Source organism: Zhenhengia yiwuensis (assembly GCF_014384995.1).
GTDB lineage: Bacteria > Bacillota > Clostridia > Lachnospirales > Cellulosilyticaceae > Zhenhengia > Zhenhengia yiwuensis.
The window spans coordinates 74,898-94,079 of the sequence record NZ_JACRSY010000005.1; the positions used below are offsets into that span (position 1 = coordinate 74,898).

A 19,182-nucleotide genomic window follows, 5' to 3' on the forward strand; every position below is an offset into this window, starting at 1 on the left:
TTTATATTAAATTATTGTTGTTCTAAACTTCTTTCGTAAGCTGTTCTGTAGATTTCCATGTATCTTTCTAATCCCATTTTGTTAAGAGTTTCTACATAGCTATCCCATTCAGCATCGATATCTGCTTGGCCTGTTGTCCATTTAGCTTTTTTCTCAGAAACGAAGTTTCTAATATCTGTAGCCATAGTTGAAAGTTCTTGTGATTCTTCAGCTGTGAAGTTGAAGATTGGAAGTGCATCAGCTAAGTATGGTTCATACATTGCATATCTTTCTTGTGATGCAATTTGACTTTCTGTTTGAACTAAGTATTCATTAATTCTTTCTGGTGTTTCAAGTGTTGGTACGTATGGACCTGGTGCTTCTGTTTGTACACCTGGCTCTAAAGTAATAACTTCGTATTTGCCGTCACCAGCTTCTACTAAAGTTTTACCATATCTAAGATTAAGTGAGTTTTCTAGCTCAAAGAATGAATCAATATATCTCATAGTTGCTTCTGGGTATTGGTTTGTAGCAGAGATAATCGCACGGTTTTTATCAATACCATGTTCAAATTGTGACCATAATTGGTGACCTTCTGGTCCTTTAAGTGGCTCAATTGCAATCCACTCTGTAGCTGTTCCATCTGCTGGACCATGTGTAAGGTAAGCACCTACATAATCAGAACCTCTTTTAGCCATGTATTGGTTATGGTCTTGTGTAAAGATTTCTGCATCGATAAGTTTGTTTGTGTAAAGATCTCTTGTCCATTTGATGTATTCTTTGTAACCTTCATCTGTACCTACGAAGATGATTTCCCCGTCTCTAAGCATTAAGTTTGCTGTACTGTCTGTTACACCGAATGCACCACTTAAACCTGTATCCCCATTCCATATGTTGTATGGTGGTGTTGGTTCATATGTGAATGGAATTTCATCTGCTTGACCATTTCCATTTGGATCTTGTGTTTTGAATGCTTCAAGAACAGCTTTGAATTCATCAGTTGTTTTTGGAACTTCAAGACCTAATTTATCTAACCATGTTTTGTTTAAGTATAATTTAGTTGGTACGTTACCATCTAAGTTACCGTTGATTGCTGGAATCGCGTAGATGTGACCATCTGGCATTGTAATTGCTTGTCTAATTTCTGGTCTTTCTTCTAATAAAGCTTTAATGTTTGGAGCATATTGATCAATTAAATCTTCAAGTGGTAAGAAAAGACCCATTTTTGCGTATTTATTGATCATTGTATCACTAAGACCTGAGAAAAATACGTCTGGTAATTGGTTTGATGCTAATGTAAGGTTTAGTTTTTCTTCAGCACCATCACCACTTACTGTTTGGAATTCTACATTAATACCTGTTTTTTCATTTAACGCTTGGAATACTGGGAAGTCTTTCCAATCACCGCCACCTGGTTCACCAAATGCGAATGCTTTTAATGTAATTGGTTGGTCAACTAATGGATAACCTTCAAGGTTTACATTAACTGCAACTTTATCTGCACCATTTGTTGCAGCTTTGTCTGATGAACAGCCAACTAAGCTAGTAGCTAAAAGTGCTGTTGCTGTTGCTAAAGTAAGTACTCTTGTAAATTTAGTCATGCTATGATACCTCTCTTTTTTTATATTACTAAACAGATTATAGGTCCTCCAAAAGGAGGACCGTATCAACCTTTTACTGATCCAATCATCATACCTTTTACAAAGTGTTTTTGAACGAATGGATAAATACAAAGTACTGGTAATGAAGAAACGATGATTACACCGTATTTGATCATCTCTGAAAGTTTTCTCTGAGCTTCTACTGCTTCTGCATTTGCCATACTTCCGCCTGCTACAGATTGTTGTTGAATAAGAATTTCTCTTAAGATTACTTGTAATGGATACATATCTCTATCTGTTAAGTAGATTAATGCACTAAAGTATGAGTTCCAGTGACCAACTGCATAGATAAGGAACATAACTGCAAGGATTGGTTTTGATACTGGTAATACAACTTTGAAGAAGTATTTTGCGTAAGTACATCCATCTACGATAGATGCTTCATATAACTCTTCTGGAATACTTTGAGCGAAGAAAGATCTTGCTACGATAAGGTTATATGTGCTTACAGCTCCTGGAAGAACTAACGCCCAGATTGTATTGTTCATACCTAAATTGTTAACAAGTAAGTATGTTGGTACAAGACCACCACCGAAGAACATTGTGAATGTGAAAAGAGCCATGATCACATTTTTACCAACAAGTTCTTTTCTTGATAAAGCGAATGCTGCTGGAATAGTAAGAAGTAAGTTAATACCTGTTCCTACTACTGTATATTTAAGTGAGTTCCAGTAACCTGTCCAAATTTCTTTGTATTCGAAGATTCTTTGGTAACCTTCTGTACTGAAGTCAACTGGTAATAACCAAACTTCACCCCTTGCTACTGCGTCTGGTGAACTAAATGATGCGATTACGATAAAGTAAAGTGGATAAAGTACAAGTAACAGAATCATCGCTAAGCCGATGTAGTTAAGAACGTCAAATACCTTATCTGATTTTGCTTGTTTGCTAAAGCCTTCTCCAAATATCTTTTCTAACATTGATGTCTCCTCCTTTCTTACCACAATCCGTCTTGTCCAATTTTCTTAGATACCTTATTAACTGTTACAAGTAAGATACAGTTAATGACTGAGTTGAATAAACCAACTGCTGTTGAGAATCCGTATTCTGCATTGATAAGACCCATTTTGTAAACATATGTTGCAATGATTTCTGAGTTTTCCATGTTAAGTGGATTTTGCATTAAGAATGCTTTTTCGAATCCCATACTCATAACTGAACCACAGTTAAGGATAAGTAATGTAACGATTGTTGGAAGAATTGTTGGAAGGTCAATGTTCCAAATTCTTTGAAGTTTTGTAGCACCATCTACTGTAGCTGCTTCATGAAGCTCAGGACTTACACCTGATAATGCTGCTAAGTAAATAACCGCACTCCAACCCATACTTTGCCAGATTCCTGACCATACATACATGTGTCTGAAGTATTTAACTTCACCCATGAATAATTTTGGTTCACCACCAAATAATTTAATAACTTCGTTTACTAAACCACCATTTACTGAGAAGAAGATCCCAAGCATACCTACGAGTACTACGACTGAGATAAAGTGTGGTGCGTAAGTTACTGTTTGAACTAATTTCTTGAATTTACTGTTTTTAACTTGATTAAGTGCTAACGCTAAAATAATAGGAATAGGGAATCCTACTATTAAAGAGTAAAGACTTAAGATTAAAGTGTTACCAATAAGTTGTTTGAATTGGTATGAATTGAAGAAACGTGTAAAGTGATCAAATCCTACCCATGGGCTTCCTGTAATCCCCATAATTGGGTTGTAATCTCTAAATGCTAACTGTACACCGTACATTGGTACATAAGAGAAAAGGATAAGGATAACTAAAGCTGGTAATAAAAATGCATAAAGTTGCCAGCATTTTAAAACGTTTTCAGCTTTGTCTTTAAAGCTTAACTGTTTAGCTCCGATTACAGCTGTGTCTTGCGGAGTTTTTTTCATAGGTCTGCCCCCTCATGTGATTTTCTAGCTAATTTTTTCTTACTACAATCCATTCATCTATGTAAGTTTAGCTCCTTCTTACTAGATGCATTAAAGCACTTAACAAATCTTTTAAAGTATAATTTTATTTCTTTTTTAGTAAGTTTTTGTTAACTAAATTATAAATTGTTAACGAACTATTGTCAACCGTGTTTTATAGATATTATACATTTTTATTTTTTAAATTCTCTTGTTTTATAATCATTTTGTCCATACTCCTTGAAATTTCTTGTTAACTTAGCCCAAAATACACTTTTATGTATGTTACAAATTACTTTATTTTACCTTTACTAAACTTTTCTAAAATTTTTCAAATTATTTACTTTTATTAGCACAAAATGTAAAAAAGAAGATGCCTCTCCTTTTTGTAAGGTTAGGACATCTTCCTAGAAAACGCATTTTATAACACACCCATGCTATATCTTATGCTTCTTCTCTTGATTTTGCGTATACTTTTTTGTAGGAAATTACTTTAAGGTTATCCTTTACATAAAAAATTACTGAGCACATCACAAAAGCTAAACTCAGTACACCGTAAATAGGATATAAAATATCTACTAGCTTGCTAAATCCAATCAGCGAAAACGGTGCTGCTAGTGCTAATATTAAAAAAATACCTTTCTTATATGAAATATGTAATTTACTTTCAAGACACCTTGTTAAACTATATATGTTAGAGATTTGGGAAGAAAACATTTCTAACCAAATCACCATTAATAAACCTATCTGTAATACTTTCCCTCCCTGCATAGCAATTTGTAAGATAGGAATTTCATATAGCTTTGGATAGCTACTATTGACCATCATGAGAAAAACGATAAATCCACTCACTAAAGTTAAAATACAGGTCCCCAGTATTATCCCCTTTTTAATGGCTTTAGGGTTCCTAAGTTCATAGGTGAGAGGTACCAGAATACCTACCACAGATATGATATTAAACCCCGTATAGACAAAGCTTGAACTAAGCCAATTTTTCTTTTCACAAGGTAAATTCTTTATGTACTCCCAGCTTATAGTCTCTGGTGACCTCATGATAAAACTAATAAATATAGTTGTCATAATAATAGTTAAAAGCGGTACAATCACACTATTTACTTCAAATAATCCTTCTGTATTTCTAAGCAAAAATACAATACTACATACAACCATCAGAGTAAATCCTATCCATTTAGGTATCCCAAAGTACTCATTAATTACTGCTGAGCTTCCTGCAAATATAATAGCCGTACTACTTACCAAAAACAAACTCAGTATAATATTGGTAAACTGACTTACACCCTTGGGGCATACAAGTGTAATAAATTCATTATATGACTTTACCTTATACTTCATACTTATATTAATAATCATAGTGCCTACTAATATATAAAAAACTGCACATATTAAAAGTCCTATAAATCCTTTATATCCATACTCTGAAAAAAACTGACTAAGTTCCCTCCCTGAAGAAAGTCCTGCCCCTACAATACTTCCTACAAAGATAGTTGCCAATTGCATGACTAAAAACTTCTCTTTCATAACCTCCTCCTCACTATAGCTTGTCACTCTATATATATTCTAATTTTTATAAATTTATGTTTTTATTCTCAAATATATAATGTCAAATTCTGTCACCCGTGCATAGTATATGTAGTGAAGTAACCTTTTAATCTTTCTTTTGAGGAGGAATATTATGTCTTGTAATTGTAAATTTGTAGGAACTTCTAATTGTAACTCTTGCGAACCTAATAATAATATCCGTATACAAACTTGTGCTGGTTATGGTTTTACAAATCGTTGTAACTGTGCATGCCCACCACAACCACGTCGTCGCCCTTGGAACTGCGATATAGATAACAACTGTGACTGCAATTGTGATTGTGGTTGCAATAATTGCGGCTGTGGCTGCGATTGTGGTTGTGTTTGCAATAATTGCGGCTGTGGCTGCGATTGTGGTATCGAACCTCGTAGACGTCGCCGTAACCGTCGTCGTAACCGCGATTGTGACTTTGACTGTGATTGCGGCTGTGGCTGCGATTGTGACTGTGACTGCGACTGTGACCGCGACTGTGATCGCAACTGTGATCGCAACTGTGACCGCGACTGTGATCGCAACTGTGATCGCAACTGTGATCGCAACTGTGACCGCGACTGTGACCGCGACTGTGACTGCGACTGTGACCGCGACTGTGGCCGCGACTGTGATTGTGACTGTGATCGCGATTGTGATTGCGATGATCACAACCATGCTCCCGGTATTGAACCTCGCCGTCGCCGTCGTCATCATGACTGCGGCTGTGGCTGTAACTGCAACTGTGGCTGTAACTGCGACTGTGGCTGTAACTGCGGCTGTGGCTGTAACTGCGGCTGTGGCTGTAACTGCGACTGTGGCTGTAACTGTGGCTGTAACTGCGACTGTAGCTGTAATGATCATAACCACGCTCCTGGCATCGAACCTCGCCGCCGTCGTCGTAGCCGTAACTGCGCTTGTGACGCTTGTAGCAACTTTGGATCACCTTGCAGAAACACAACAACTTGGGGAAGATGTGAATAAGCATATTCGCTTAAATATGAAAGGTGAGGCATTCTATTTAGGACGCCCCACCTTTTTTACTTCATTTCATTTATGCAATTTTTCATAGTCCTCATTCATATACTATATTAAGCATAGCTCATGTTACTTTAGGAAAGGAGATTTAGACTATGGCTATTACAAATCATATTAAAATTACCAATATCTCAGAAAAAATGCTTACTAATGTTACCTTATGCCTTAATGATCCCCTACCCGAACTCTCTAAGCTACTTGTCGTTAGAGAACGTGGCAGTTTAGACTTTGCACCAGACACAAACAAAATTTGTCTTGGAAATTTATATCCAGAAGAAACTGCCTATCTCTATTATACAATAGGTAATGATAAACCAGAGCCCAAAACCTCTCTGTCTACCAAACAAAATATAAAAATCCTTTTTACCCCTGAAGGCAAAGAGGATATGACAGATAACACAAAAAAGTTTATTAATTTTGAGCATTTCGACTAATCCGTTCCACTCCCCTATATCCAGCTTATTTTTATGTTATACTAATACTATACAAGTATAAAGGAGGATTGCCATGAAACCAACAACTATCCTGCTCCCGATTACTCACACCCTTGACACTGAACTTATTTGCTACACTAAATCACTCGCTAAGGAACACAGTGCTAAGCTTATTTGTCTGTATATTACCAGTCCACTTACTCTTACTAACTGTTACTCTTATCCAAGCTTACTTTACTCCATCTCTAACCTTAATGTAGATCTTGTTCAAATGGCTCAGGAAGATATAGCTAAAAAAATTGACCTCTTACTTGATGACTGTGAACACGAAACAATTTGTCTTATAGGTCCTACTACAGATACCATCATCCATGTCGCTAACCAAAAAGATGTAGATCTCATTGTTATCCCTAGTCAGAAAGATGGCACGGGGAGCCGCTTTGTACTTTCTCCTAAAGAAAAGTTAGCAAAAAGGTGCAAAGCTTCTATTATTGAGTATACAAAATAAACTTGTTATAATGAGGGCTGACTATTTTAACAAGAGAGGTGTCACTGTGGAAATTAAACCTTTAGCCCAAATTGAACGTAGTATTCAAAAGAACTATCGTAAATATATATGGTCTCCTTTTATCAAGGCAATTAAGGATTATAAACTGATTGAAGAAGGAGATGTTATCGCAGTTGCTATTTCAGGTGGTAAAGATAGTCTCCTTATGGCAAAGCTTTTTCAAATGCTCCATCGTCATACAGAGATTAACTTTACCCCTATTTTTATTTCTATGGATCCTGGCTTTAATGAAGTCAATAAAAACAATCTTATCGCTAACTGTAAGCATTTAGATCTGCCTGTGCACTTCTATGACTCAGACATTTTTGAAGTGGCTGGACGTATCTCTGGCGATTATCCTTGCTATATGTGTGCCCGTATGCGCCGTGGTTTCCTCTATGCAAGAGCCAAAGAACTTGGCTGTAACAAATTAGCACTAGGCCATCATTTTGATGATGTTATTGAAACAACTATGCTTAATGTCCTCTATGCAGGTAACTTCAAGACTATGCTTCCTAAACTACATTCTTCTAACTTTGAAGGTTTAGAACTTATTAGACCACTCTATTATATAAGAGAAGAGTCTATCAAAAGCTTTACAACTTCTAATGGTATCCCTGCTATGAACTGTGGCTGTTCTGTAGCTGCTGGAGAAACTTCTAGTAAGCGCCGTGAGATCAAAGAACTCATTGCCACTCTTAAGAAAACGAATCCATTAGTAGATAAGTCTATTTTTAAAGCTGCTGAAAATGTTAATGTAGATGTTGTTTTAGGTTACCAAATGAATAATCAAAAATACAGCTTCTTAGATTTCTATGATGATGAAAAAATAATAGAAGAATAAATATAAAACAAAACCTGATAAAAGTGCACTCGCGTACACCTCTATCAGGTTTTATTTTTAAAGCAGACTATCTGCATAAATTTTATAAACTTCTTCTTTAGAGATAGGTTCTGGATGATTTTGAAGTTTTGCTTTATTAGCACACATTTCTTCTGTATAAAAAGCAATCTCTTCTTTACTTATTTCTATATCTACCCTACATAGCGCATTGAGCATTTTTTCTAAAGCTTCATAGCTTTCAAGACCTAGTAATACATGTAGTTTCTGCACCTTAGATTGGTCTTTGAAACTTCTTAGGTAAGCTTTATAAAGAATGCCATTAGCAAGACCATGAGGAAGGCCCTTATAATAAGTAAGCGCATACCCCATACCATGTGGTAAGCTTGTGCCTGTCTGAGCAATAGCCATCCCTGCTAGCATAGAGGCCATCATAAGACATTCTCTGCCCTCTAAGGTAAACTCTCCAGCCAGAAGTTGTGGGATACATTTTCCCCACTCCTTAAGACCTTCTACAACGAACCCCTCACTCACTGCATTACTCTTAACACTTAAGTAGCTTTCTACTAAATGGCTCATAGCATCTACCGCAGTATGAATCGTAATGGTCTTAGGCATATCTTTCATATAATATGCATCTACAAAGGCAATTTGAGGGAATACAGTATGGCCTATATTCTTCTTCGTTTTTGCTTGATGGTCTGTTACAATAGCATATTGTGTAACTTCTGTACCTGTACCTGCAGTAGTCGGAACAGCAATAACAGGTACACTACTAAGACTACCTCCTATCAGTGTACTTCCAGTAAGCTCTGGATGCTTAAGCATTACTGCAATAGCCTTTGAAGCATCTATAGGAGAACCTCCTCCTATACCAATAACAAAGTCTACACCTTGCGCTACTCCAAAATTTTTTGCCTTCTCTACTGTCTCTAAAGATGGATTTTCTTCAACTTCATCAAATACACAGTAAGCCATATTCTGCTCCTCTAATGCCTTAATAACATCCTCTAAAGCTCCATTCTTCTTAGCTGAATATCTCCCTGTCACAATGAGAGCCTTATTTCCTATCCCTTTTAAAAGATGTCCCTCTTTTACTACACATTCTCTTCCTATAATAACTTTAGTAGGCATATAAAATTGAAACATGTTCCCCCTCCTATCTAATCTAATATAATCTAAGCCCAACTAATGCACAGCCTTCTAGTACCTCTACTCTATTTGTTCTAAGTAATGCAAGTACCTCTTCACTCTGTGCACCTGGTTGAATCAGTACATATTTTATTCCCATTTCTACAATCTCCCGGGCATAACTAAGTCCATCACGGGGATTAATGCACAAATCTACTATATCAATAATTCCTGGTATATCTTGAAGCCTTTTATAGGTAAATCCTGTCCCCTGTGGATGCACCCCATAAGTCTTATATCCTTTTTCTTTTAATTCATTACGGATTTGGTATGCATATTTAAGCGGATTATCTACATCGCCTATAACTGCCCAGTTTTTCATTTTCATAAAATCTCTTAAATGCATAAGTGTGCTCCTTCATTTAACTATTCTATCTCACCATGAGCCACGCCAAAATCAGTTGTATAATAAGTAACAAAGGCATTCCCCATTTAAAATACCAATGTCTTGTCTTATGTCTAAACATTTCCATTCCTAGTGTAGTCCCTAGACTACCACCTATTAAGGCTACAAGGAATAAATTTTTTTCTGGAATACGATATTTCTTTTTTATTGCACGCTTCTTATCTATGAACATGATTACAAATCCAATAAGATTGATGACTACTAAATAAATAAATAGATATTTCACGCTTAACCTCCTCTTATAGGTTCTTGATACGCTACTAACCTTATTGTAGTGAATTATATACTTTTAATCAATAGCATAAAAATAATGGTCCTTTTACTCTCAAGAAAGTTTCTTCGTAGCTATATAAAATACTAAAAAAGGATATGCCTTTTAGAAGCCATATCCTTTTTTGTATTCTAAAAACTCTTCTTCTGTTAAGCTTTCTCTAAAATCTCTCTTAATTTCCAAAAAGTGCTCAAGATCATTTAGAAATTGATAAAGCATGGCACGATTTTCAAACTCTTCACGCGTAACCGGAAGCTTAGAAGCCTTAAAGTTATTTCTAAGTTCTTCAAGTTCTTCAAGTAAAGCTTTAGCCGTAATTGTCCCTCGCATACAGCCTGCTACTTTTTCTGTAAAGCTTGCAACAATTTCTGTCTCTTCAAAACACATAAAGAACTTTGTGAAGTGCTCTCTCATATAAGTAATGACTTGATACTGACTTGCTCTCATATTAAAGTATTCCGCAAAGGGTGATCCTTTTGTAAAGAGATAGTTATTGGTATATTTATAGGCCTTCTCTTGACCTTCCTTAATGCTTGTTTCCAATTTTTTATAGAGTATGTCTTCTTCGATAGAAATACATTGCGCTCTTAAAGCATAAGCCATATCCATAAAGAGCTTATACATCATTTCCTCTATATCTCTTCTACACTTACTTAATTCACTTTCAATACTTGGCATATATAAGTTGATAATTAAAGCAATAATAACACCTACCAATATTAGAAGCATCTCATTTACAAGCAAAGCAATTGTAATACTCCCTGAGGTTAAAAGATGTGTTACAAGCACAGATGCTGGTACAATCCCCTCTCCTATATTAAGTTTTGCTGCAATAGGTATAAAAAATACCAGAAAAACGCCAAATGCAAGTGCATTAAATCCCATACTCATAAAAATTACGGAAGCTAGCCCAAGTGCAATGACTGTAGCAATAAGTCTATTAACTGCCATCTGAATGGACTGCCTCTTCGTGCTTTGTATACTTAATATGGTTATGACCGCTGCTGCCGTAGCATATTGCAATCCCATACTATTGGCAATGATTAAAGTAATTGTAGCACCTAATCCTGTCTTAAGCGTTCGAACGCCAATCATTCTTTTAATCGTCTCTTCCTCCTTTCATCATCTCGCTCCTTGTCTACCCGTTTATCTCTTTTTATTTTATTCGCTATACATTTCCTTATTATAACATACTATTACTTTTTACTAGGCATCAAATTTTATATCTACCCCACAATTTGATATATTTCTTCTGTATGGCTTTGATATACTATAATTAAAAATTATCTTAAATGGAGTTGTATTGTATGTTAAAAATTCTAGCCATGATTACTATGGTCATTGACCATCTAGCCCTTGCTTTTTTACCCTCCTCTTCTTCACTTTACTTAGTAGGAAGACTTATAGGTAGAATTGCTATGCCTATCTTTGCTTATAAAATTGCTTGTGGCTTCATTCATACAAGTAATCTAAAACGTTACGCCTATAAAATCTTACTTATGACGCTAGCAGCCCAAATTCCTTTTACACTTTTAAATAATAGGGGGAACTTTGCAGCTGAGCTTCTAACACATTGGAATATCGGTTTAACCTTTCTATCAGCTCTAGGTGTTCTCTATCTTTTGACATCTCCTAGTGAAGGACATTCACTTTCACGATTTATTATGCTTTTTATACTGTTTATAACAGCAAGTCATGCTGATTATGGAATTTATGGCCTGGCCATGGTCATTCTCTTCTACTATTTCATTACCTATAAAACTTCTATGCTCTTAAGTACATTAAGTGTAGGCGTTCTTACTATCCTCTATTATACCTTAAGCTATCCAGCACTTGCAGGCTATATGATTAAAATGCAGCTTCCTGCCCTCTTAGCTGTACCTCTTATTCATTATGTCCCTGATAGTAAGGTTAAACTAGGTAAGTATTTCTTTTATATTTTTTATCCTGCACACATGTTTATTATTTTTATTTTACAACTTCATTAAATTTTTTCACAAAAATTGATATTAAATTTATTTTCTGATAAACTAGACAAGTCTTTATCAAAAAACGTCTAGGGGGTAGGTGAATAAATGACAAAAGAAAAACCTAAATATGGCTTTATGAGCAATACGCTCTTTGCAGTAAGCACATTGTGGCACTGTGACCGTTCTATACTTTTTTATATCTTCGGCAACGTGCCTGTTATCTTACTGCTCCCTTTATGTAGTGTGTATCTACCTAAAGTTATTGTATCAGCAATAGAAGACTCCAAGGCACCTATGTATATGGTCACAGGTGTCTTATTTATTACTCTTTCTATGCTTATACTCTCGGTCCTTCAGCAATTCATTGCTGCTAGAATGGAACTTCATCATCAAAAGGTTATGAGTTATATGAAGGCGACTGTGTCTAAGAAAGCTATGAATGTCTCTTATGAGGTCATTGACAGACCAAGTACACAGGTTATGTTTAAAAAAGTTTTTGAAATGATTCAAAATGGAGAAGAAGAAGGTCTCCAGGCTATGCCTATTTTATTTGCAACACTTTTGGGGAATATCCTTGGTTTTACTGTTTATACAGGTATTCTAAGTACCTTAAATCCTCTTATTACAGTTCTTATTATAGCAAGTACTTTTATCACTTTCTTTGTTAATAAGGCGATTAATAAATGGGTTTTCAAAAACAGAGATAACTGGCTTAAATTAGACGTAAAACTGGCTTATTTAACTTATAAATCCGGTTCCTTTGACTGCGCCAAAGATATTCGTCTTTATCACATGAAACAATGGTTTGGGGATGTTTTTAAAAAATTCATGGCTAAGCGTATTAAATGGACAGTAACCATGCAAGGTCTCTACTATTTAGGCAATGGAGTTGAAGCACTCTTTGTCTTACTCCGTGATGGCTTTGCCTATGGATACCTTATCTATCTTATTTGGAAAAATACCATTTCCGTAGCGGACTTTGTTCTTTATTTTGGCATTATATCAGGCTTTTCTTCTTGGTGTATGGAGATTATTAAAAGCTTCTCTAAAGCGAATAAAATTAATTTTAATCTCTGTGATATCCGCTCTTATTTAGAGCTTCAAGAAGATACGACCTCTACATATGAGAACAAAATACGTACATCAACTCTGGATGAAACAGCTGCATCTTGTGTAGCTTCTAATCCTATGCCTTGCCAAATAGAACTTGAGAATGTGTCTTACTGTTATGAAGGTGAGGACACTCCAACACTAAAAAATATTAATCTCTTGATTAAGCCTGGGGAAAAGATAGCCGTTGTAGGCGCAAACGGGGCTGGAAAAACAACCTTTGTTAAGCTGGTATGTGGACTCTACACCCCCACTACAGGTACCGTAAAAGTCAACGACTGTAATTCTACTGCCTATGATAAACAAACTTACTATAATCTGTTTGCACCTGTATTCCAAGATGTACGCCTTTTACCTATGTCTATTGTCAAAAACATTACACTTTGTGACCAAGATCAGGTGGATGAGGCAAGGCTCCTAGAGTGTCTTAGCCTTTCAGGTATGGATGAAGTTGTTGCTAAGCTTCCTGATGGTCTAGATACTTTACTTGTACGAGATATTAATGAAAAGGCTATTCAGCTATCTGGTGGTGAGCAGCAAAAACTGATGCTTGCTAGAGCCCTTTATAAAAATGCTCCCATTATGATTTTGGACGAACCTACAGCAGCTCTTGACCCTATTGCTGAAAATGCTATGTATCTTAAATACAATGAACTCACCGCGCATACGACCTCCATCTTCATTTCTCACAGATTAGCAAGCACAAGATTCTGTGACCGTATTATCCTAATTGAAAATGGAGAAATCGTTGAAATAGGCAGTCATGAAGAGCTTCTAGCACTTGGGCAAAAATATGCCAAGATGTTTGAAATTCAAGCACAATATTATAAAGAACAAGAGGAGGAAGATGAGCATGAAGAATCTATTTGCTGACCTCAAAAAAGAAGGGCGACTTATTTGGAGGGGGATTAAAACCATCCATAGCCTCCAGCCTTATATGCTTCTTGTTTCCTTTTCTGCTGGTATATTTGCCTCTATTAATCCTTTTATCGGTATGTATTTTTCATCACTGATCATTACAGAGCTCATGCTGCCAGCACGTGATATCAAGCATATTCTTTATTTAGCTATTCTTACTGTAGTCCTTACTTTCCTATGCAGACTTATCTTAAACTTCCTTTACCAAATGCTTGATACGTTGCAGTACGTATTAGGACACAAAAAAGAACTGGATTTATCCAATAAAGGCTATGAACTTGACTATGCTGATATGGATGATGTAAAAATACGTCAAATGCGTGAAAAACTTGAACGTGATCGCTACTATAAGGGTATTATTGCACTTGTTTATCAAATACGCTGGATTACATCAAGTATACTTTCTATTATCTTTTCCGTTGCTTTAGTGGCAGAGATGCTAAAGGCAAGAAGTCCCAAAAGCAGCCAGCTTAGTCAGTTTGTAAATTCACCTGTTGCTGCTATTTTACTATGCCTGCTTATTGGCGGAACTATTTATTATTCAACTCGAAATGCTTCTATTATAAATAAAAAATATTTTGAGATTACGGATAAACTGGCACCTCATTATAATAGCGAACATTTCTTTAGTTTCCTACTCGCTACAGAATATAATGCAGGTAAAGACATTAGGCTTTATAATCAAAAAGCTCTTATTGAAAAAGAACTAGGCTTCCATTTAGATAAAATCTTTAATATGCGTAAAATCTTACCTGAGCTTGATACAAAATTTTCGTGCACCGAAAGTGCCCTAAAAGTACTTGTCACCCTTGTCACTTACTTATTTGTAGGTTTAAAAGCACTTACTGGTGCTTTTGGCGTAGGAAATATCGTGCTTTATACAGGTGCTGTTACACAGCTTGGCCAAAATCTTTCAGATTTCCTTTACTTCCTAACAGAAATGAGAAGAAACAGTGAATACCTCACTTGGTACTTTGAATTCTTAGATTTACCTAACCGTAAAGAAAGTGGCAATTTACCTCTTGAGGCTAAAACAGCTAAAGATGCTATTATTGAATTTAAAAATGTAAGCTTTAAATACCCTGGCAGTGAGCATTATAGTCTAAAAAACATTTCTATACGCTTTAACGCCAACGAAAGAATCGCTGTTGTCGGGAAGAACGGCTCAGGTAAAACAACTTTTATTAAGTTACTTTGTAGGCTTTATGACCCTACTGAAGGTGAAATTCTATTAAATGGCATTAATATTAAAGACTATAAGTATGAGGATTACTTAGCAGCCTTTTCTGTCGTCTTCCAAGACTTTAAACTTTTCTCCTTTACTTTAGGCGAAAATGTAGCAATCGCTTCGGATTACGAAGAAGGAAAAGTTACTGAGTGCATTAACCAAGCAGGTCTTAAAGAGCGCATGGCTCAGTTCCCTGATGGCCTTCATACACAACTTTACAATGAATTCTCCGAGGATGGGATAGAAATATCCGGCGGGGAAGCTCAGAAAATTGCTATAGCACGTGCACTTTATAAGGATGCACCATTCATCATCTTAGATGAGCCAACAGCAGCCCTTGACCCGATTGCAGAGGCAGATATTTATGCCAGACTTAACGATATGATTCAGGATAAGACAGCCATCTATATCTCCCATCGTTTATCAAGCTGCTGTTTTTGTAATCAAATTGCTGTATTTGATCAAGGTGAACTCATCCAATATGGTAAACATAAAGACTTACTAGAAGATACAGCTGACCTTTACTATGAACTTTGGAATGCTCAGGCTCAGTACTATACTTAATACCTTATAATTTAAAATTTTAAGCATAAATCCTCCTTTAGGCTCGTACATATAAAGTAGTACGATACGAAAAAGGAGGATTTTACATGTCATCAAAAGTTTTTACAATTATGCCAAGAGATTCTAAAAAAAGTTTAGCTGAGCTTCGCCATAAAGGGATGATTCCAGGGATTATGTATGGACAATCTCTCACCCATTCTATCCCTATTCAAATAGCACTTCCTATGCTTCAAAACATTATTAATGATACAACAACTATGATTTTCAAACTTGAACTAGATGGTCAAATTTATGACTGTGTGCTTCGTGACTTCCAAACAGATCGCTTACATACAGAAATTCTTCACGTAGACTTTCAATTTGTTAAAGCCGGTGAAGTAATTAAAATGCAAATTCCTATGAATTTTGAGGGTATTGAAATACTTCGTAGCAAGAAATACATCCTTGAGAAAGCTGTTACTAAAATTCCTGTTAAGGGACCTGTCGATGTCTTACCAGAAGCTTTTGTAGTGGATACAAGTAATCTTGAACAAGGCTCAAAAATCTTTGCAAGCGATTTGGAACTCCCTCATAAAACAGAAATGCTTCTTCACCCAAATACTATTGTAGCAACCATTCAATAAGTTTAAAGTTAGGTGATACTACTCTTCCAGCTTCTCCCTACAGAATGTCAAGAATCTCTAAACTTGATGCTTGAAACTCGCTACGCTCAAACATCAAGCTAAATACCATGCACACCCTCTTCATTAAGAGCTTCTAGACATTCCTTCGAAGGAAGCTTACAGAGTATTATCACCTAAGCACGCCTCCGTAAAGAAGCCTACGTAGGAGCAGCCCATATCCCTGTACCTTTCCTAGTATGGGGCCGGAGGCAAAGGGCATAGTACTACTCACTCCTCGTATTAGTGCTTAGCAGGTGGTAATAGGCCATCTCTGATCTACATAAATTTCAACTAAGGAATATCTACCAATAAAAAGGGGACTGTTACATAGCTCACGAATGAGTCATGTAACAGTCCCTTTATATTATAGAACGGAAAAATAAAGATAATAGCTATAAGATCCCCCTACAAGTAAAATAAGTGCTACTAAAATGCAGACAAAAATACGAAAAGGATACTTCTTCTGATGCAATGCCCATGCCCCATCATGGTAATTTTTAGCTTTATTAATGAGCACTCCTGCACACATACCAAAGACCATATAAGTCATAAAAAATACCATGCATCTTACACTCCAAAGTATATCTTGTAAGGCCATCCCCATAAAGAAACTTTGTATAAGTGTTATACCTGTAAATAAGAGCTTTTCTTTTGTGGCAAAACCTATTATAAAGGCTGTAAGCACAATAAACGGTATACTTGGAATGACCTGTCTATAAAGTAAGGCAATACTTACACTAAGCAAGCTGCTTACTACAATTGCTGCATAAAATAGTCTTGTTTTAGTTGGGTTATCTCTATTCATATTAGTCTCCTTTTATGACTGCATATAAGCTTCTATATCCTCTACAGTCTTAATAATATCCTTTGAAAGTACTTCACATCCATCTTGTGTTACAAGTACATCATCTTCAATACGAATACCGATTTCTTCATCTTCGATATATAACCCCGGCTCTACTGTCAGTACCATACCTGGTTCAAGTATCATACCTCTATCCCCTACATCATGGGTATCTAAACCTAAGAAGTGGCTTACGCCATGATAGTAATATTTACTTACATCTTCCATTGTCTCTACTAAACCTAATCCTTTAAGCTCTTCAAGGTAAATTTCTCTTACAATCTCATTAAGTCTGGTAAATGGTACACCAGGTTTAATGGCTTTAATTACTTCTTCATTTGCTTTAAGTACAATATTATAAAAAGTTTTTTGGCGCTCTGTAAATTTGCCATCGGCTGGAATAGTACGTGTGATATCTGCATTATAATAATCATATTGTGCACCCAGATCAAATAACACTAAGCTGTTTTCAGGAATGATACTATCATTACTTGAGTAATGTAAAATAGTACCGTTTACACCTGAAGCCGCAATGGTTTTGAAAGCAAAGTCTTTAATGCCGTTACATTTAAGGACAAAGTCAAAGTGTGCTTCAAGTGCATATTCCATAATACCACTTTTAGCATTTTTCATAAGTGCTTTAATCCCTTCATCTGTTACTTTAATGGCCTCTTTAAGTTTATCCACTTCATAGGGTGCTTTAATCACTCTTAATGAACTAATGAGGTGATGAACATTTTGAATCTGAATAAATGGATAACGTTCTTTACATTTATTTGCAAAAACTTGCTCTTTGGTAAGGGGAGCATTAAATCCTTCTAATTCAAAGTCTAAGTAGAGGTGATGAACGACTTGTCTACTTAATATATAATGGAGCGTCCCTTCAAAATCCTCTACATATTTCACTTCATCTACAGCAGATACAGTGAGGGCATCTTCCTTACTAATTGTCTTACCTACCCATTTCTCCATAAAGGGATCTGCTTTTTTAATAAAGAGAGTGGATTTAACTTTATCTCCCTCTTTTACCATCATAAGCATAATGTGCGGCTCTTTTACTCCACACATATAGTAGAAATGACGGTTCGTCGTAAAAGCATAATCTTCATCTGCACTTTTCTTTGGTGGCTGCCCTGAGAAAAGTACTACCGCACTTCTATCTTCTAATTTTTCTCCTAACCTCTTTCTGTTACATTTAAAGAAATTCTCACTCATTACTTTTTTCCATCCCTTCTATTTTAAGTCCCAACATCTTCGCAAACTCTAATGCCTGGTCAGGCGTAACTTTAATACCTTTAAGTTCAAGGAGCTTCACTTTAAGTCCATCAATACGGCAAGTTGTAAAGTCTAATCCATTAAGCTTCGTTCCTGCAAACTCTGCTGCTATCAGATTACATGTATCAAAGTCAACTTTATTAAACTTACAAGAACCAAAGTTAGCAAACTTAAGTTCACACCCTTTAAAATGTACATCCTTCATAAGAGCAAAGCCTACATTAAGGTAATCTCCAAGACACCCTTCAAAAGTCACATACTGAATACAACTTTCAGGTAAACTTAATCCTGTTAACTTACATTCTTCAAATCTACTTTTATGAAAGATAGCATCCTCCATATTTTGATTAGAGAGGTCACATTTTTTGAATATAACATTATTAAATTCAATCTTTTTAAAGCGATTTTCGCTAAACGTTACATTCTCTAAAATGCATTCTTTAAAAATCAGATTACGGCAAGCTTGGTCCTCAATATAAAGATTTTTTAAATGCTTGCCCTGCACAGTCATCTCATCTTCTAAATCATCTAGGTCTATCGTAATAGTCTCAAGATATGGTGGTATATAAGGCTGCATCTCTATGTTATCCTCCATCCAAATAGCTTCTTTTATTATATTAACACTTTTCGTATTACTAAGACATCATTTTTTATAAAAATTTAGTGTTTTCTATTCTTTTATAATCTAATAAAGGTTAAAAGAATAGTCACGTAGATAAAAAGGCAGTGACCATTCTTTTATAATCCCCATCTCCATAAGA

General features: G+C 35.8%; 19 protein-coding genes. 8 read left to right on the forward strand and 11 right to left on the reverse strand.

Going from position 1 to position 19,182, the window contains the following annotated elements:
• Positions 1-11 precede the first annotated feature (11 nt).
• From H8718_RS04305 to H8718_RS04320, 4 genes are all read right to left on the reverse strand, one after another.
• A complete protein-coding gene (locus H8718_RS04305; RefSeq protein WP_249331787.1) occupies positions 12-1,580 on the reverse strand; it encodes an extracellular solute-binding protein in 1,569 nt (522 codons plus the stop codon).
• Positions 1,581-1,645: 65 nt separating this feature from the next.
• On the reverse strand, positions 1,646-2,560 hold the full coding sequence (locus H8718_RS04310) for a carbohydrate ABC transporter permease (RefSeq protein WP_249331790.1): 915 nt from the start codon (positions 2,558-2,560) through the stop codon (positions 1,646-1,648).
• A 17-nt stretch (positions 2,561-2,577) separates the two neighbouring features.
• The gene (locus tag H8718_RS04315) at positions 2,578-3,534 is read right to left on the reverse strand and encodes an ABC transporter permease (RefSeq protein WP_249331792.1); all 957 of its coding nucleotides are present in this window, start codon (positions 3,532-3,534) and stop codon (positions 2,578-2,580) included.
• Positions 3,535-3,996: 462 nt separating this feature from the next.
• Positions 3,997-5,091 carry a YkvI family membrane protein gene (locus H8718_RS04320; protein WP_249331795.1) on the reverse strand — a complete coding sequence of 365 codons (1,095 nt, stop codon included), beginning with the start codon at positions 5,089-5,091 and terminating at the stop codon, positions 3,997-3,999.
• Between the two features lie 323 nt (positions 5,092-5,414).
• Between H8718_RS04320 and H8718_RS04325 the strand changes: the two genes are divergently transcribed.
• The 4 genes from H8718_RS04325 (at position 5,415) to H8718_RS04340 (ending at position 7,985) form a co-directional block, all read left to right on the forward strand.
• Entirely contained in the window at positions 5,415-6,194 is a 780-nt protein-coding gene (locus tag H8718_RS04325) for a hypothetical protein (protein ID WP_249331796.1), read from the forward strand.
• A 61-nt stretch (positions 6,195-6,255) separates the two neighbouring features.
• Positions 6,256-6,594, forward strand: a complete 339-nt coding sequence (locus tag H8718_RS04330) for a hypothetical protein (RefSeq protein WP_249331798.1) — start codon at positions 6,256-6,258, stop codon at positions 6,592-6,594.
• A gap of 73 nt (positions 6,595-6,667) precedes the next feature.
• Positions 6,668-7,102, forward strand: a complete 435-nt coding sequence (locus H8718_RS04335; RefSeq protein WP_249331800.1) for a universal stress protein — start codon at positions 6,668-6,670, stop codon at positions 7,100-7,102.
• 46 nt (positions 7,103-7,148) lie between these two features.
• A complete protein-coding gene (locus H8718_RS04340; protein ID WP_330597582.1) occupies positions 7,149-7,985 on the forward strand; it encodes a tRNA 2-thiocytidine biosynthesis TtcA family protein in 837 nt (278 codons plus the stop codon).
• Positions 7,986-8,042: 57 nt separating this feature from the next.
• Here H8718_RS04340 and H8718_RS04345 read toward each other — a convergent pair whose 3' ends face one another.
• From H8718_RS04345 to H8718_RS04360, 4 genes are all read right to left on the reverse strand, one after another.
• On the reverse strand, positions 8,043-9,131 hold the full coding sequence (locus tag H8718_RS04345; protein ID WP_249331802.1) for an iron-containing alcohol dehydrogenase family protein: 1,089 nt from the start codon (positions 9,129-9,131) through the stop codon (positions 8,043-8,045).
• A gap of 19 nt (positions 9,132-9,150) precedes the next feature.
• Positions 9,151-9,519: a CoA-binding protein gene (locus H8718_RS04350; protein WP_177670517.1), complete on the reverse strand. Its 369-nt coding sequence runs from the start codon at positions 9,517-9,519 to the stop codon at positions 9,151-9,153.
• Between the two features lie 25 nt (positions 9,520-9,544).
• Positions 9,545-9,805 carry a DUF1294 domain-containing protein gene (locus H8718_RS04355; protein WP_177670515.1) on the reverse strand — a complete coding sequence of 87 codons (261 nt, stop codon included), beginning with the start codon at positions 9,803-9,805 and terminating at the stop codon, positions 9,545-9,547.
• A 150-nt stretch (positions 9,806-9,955) separates the two neighbouring features.
• Positions 9,956-10,945, reverse strand: a complete 990-nt coding sequence (locus H8718_RS04360) for an aromatic acid exporter family protein (protein ID WP_177670513.1) — start codon at positions 10,943-10,945, stop codon at positions 9,956-9,958.
• A 212-nt stretch (positions 10,946-11,157) separates the two neighbouring features.
• Between H8718_RS04360 and H8718_RS04365 the strand changes: the two genes are divergently transcribed.
• The 4 genes from H8718_RS04365 to H8718_RS04380 all read left to right on the forward strand — a co-directional run bounded on the left by H8718_RS04365 (position 11,158) and on the right by H8718_RS04380 (position 16,263).
• On the forward strand, positions 11,158-11,838 hold the full coding sequence (locus H8718_RS04365) for a TraX family protein (protein WP_249331804.1): 681 nt from the start codon (positions 11,158-11,160) through the stop codon (positions 11,836-11,838).
• Between the two features lie 87 nt (positions 11,839-11,925).
• Positions 11,926-13,803, forward strand: coding sequence for an ABC transporter ATP-binding protein (locus H8718_RS04370; RefSeq protein ID WP_249331806.1), 1,878 nt, complete (start codon positions 11,926-11,928; stop codon positions 13,801-13,803).
• A complete protein-coding gene (locus H8718_RS04375; protein WP_249331808.1) occupies positions 13,784-15,640 on the forward strand; it encodes an ABC transporter ATP-binding protein in 1,857 nt (618 codons plus the stop codon). The genes H8718_RS04370 and H8718_RS04375 overlap by 20 nt, the downstream gene beginning before the upstream one ends.
• A gap of 86 nt (positions 15,641-15,726) precedes the next feature.
• The gene (locus H8718_RS04380; RefSeq protein WP_177670505.1) at positions 15,727-16,263 is read left to right on the forward strand and encodes a 50S ribosomal protein L25; all 537 of its coding nucleotides are present in this window, start codon (positions 15,727-15,729) and stop codon (positions 16,261-16,263) included.
• 403 nt (positions 16,264-16,666) lie between these two features.
• Here H8718_RS04380 and H8718_RS04385 read toward each other — a convergent pair whose 3' ends face one another.
• From H8718_RS04385 to H8718_RS04395, 3 genes are read right to left on the reverse strand one after another with little or no spacing between them, the layout of a single operon-like run.
• On the reverse strand, positions 16,667-17,107 hold the full coding sequence (locus H8718_RS04385) for a hypothetical protein (protein ID WP_249331811.1): 441 nt from the start codon (positions 17,105-17,107) through the stop codon (positions 16,667-16,669).
• Positions 17,108-17,119: 12 nt separating this feature from the next.
• Positions 17,120-18,361, reverse strand: coding sequence for an aminopeptidase P family protein (locus H8718_RS04390; RefSeq protein WP_249331814.1), 1,242 nt, complete (start codon positions 18,359-18,361; stop codon positions 17,120-17,122).
• Positions 18,354-19,016, reverse strand: a complete 663-nt coding sequence (locus tag H8718_RS04395) for a pentapeptide repeat-containing protein (protein ID WP_249331818.1) — start codon at positions 19,014-19,016, stop codon at positions 18,354-18,356. Before H8718_RS04395 ends, H8718_RS04390 begins: the two co-directional genes overlap by 8 nt.
• Positions 19,017-19,182: the final 166 nt, after the last annotated feature.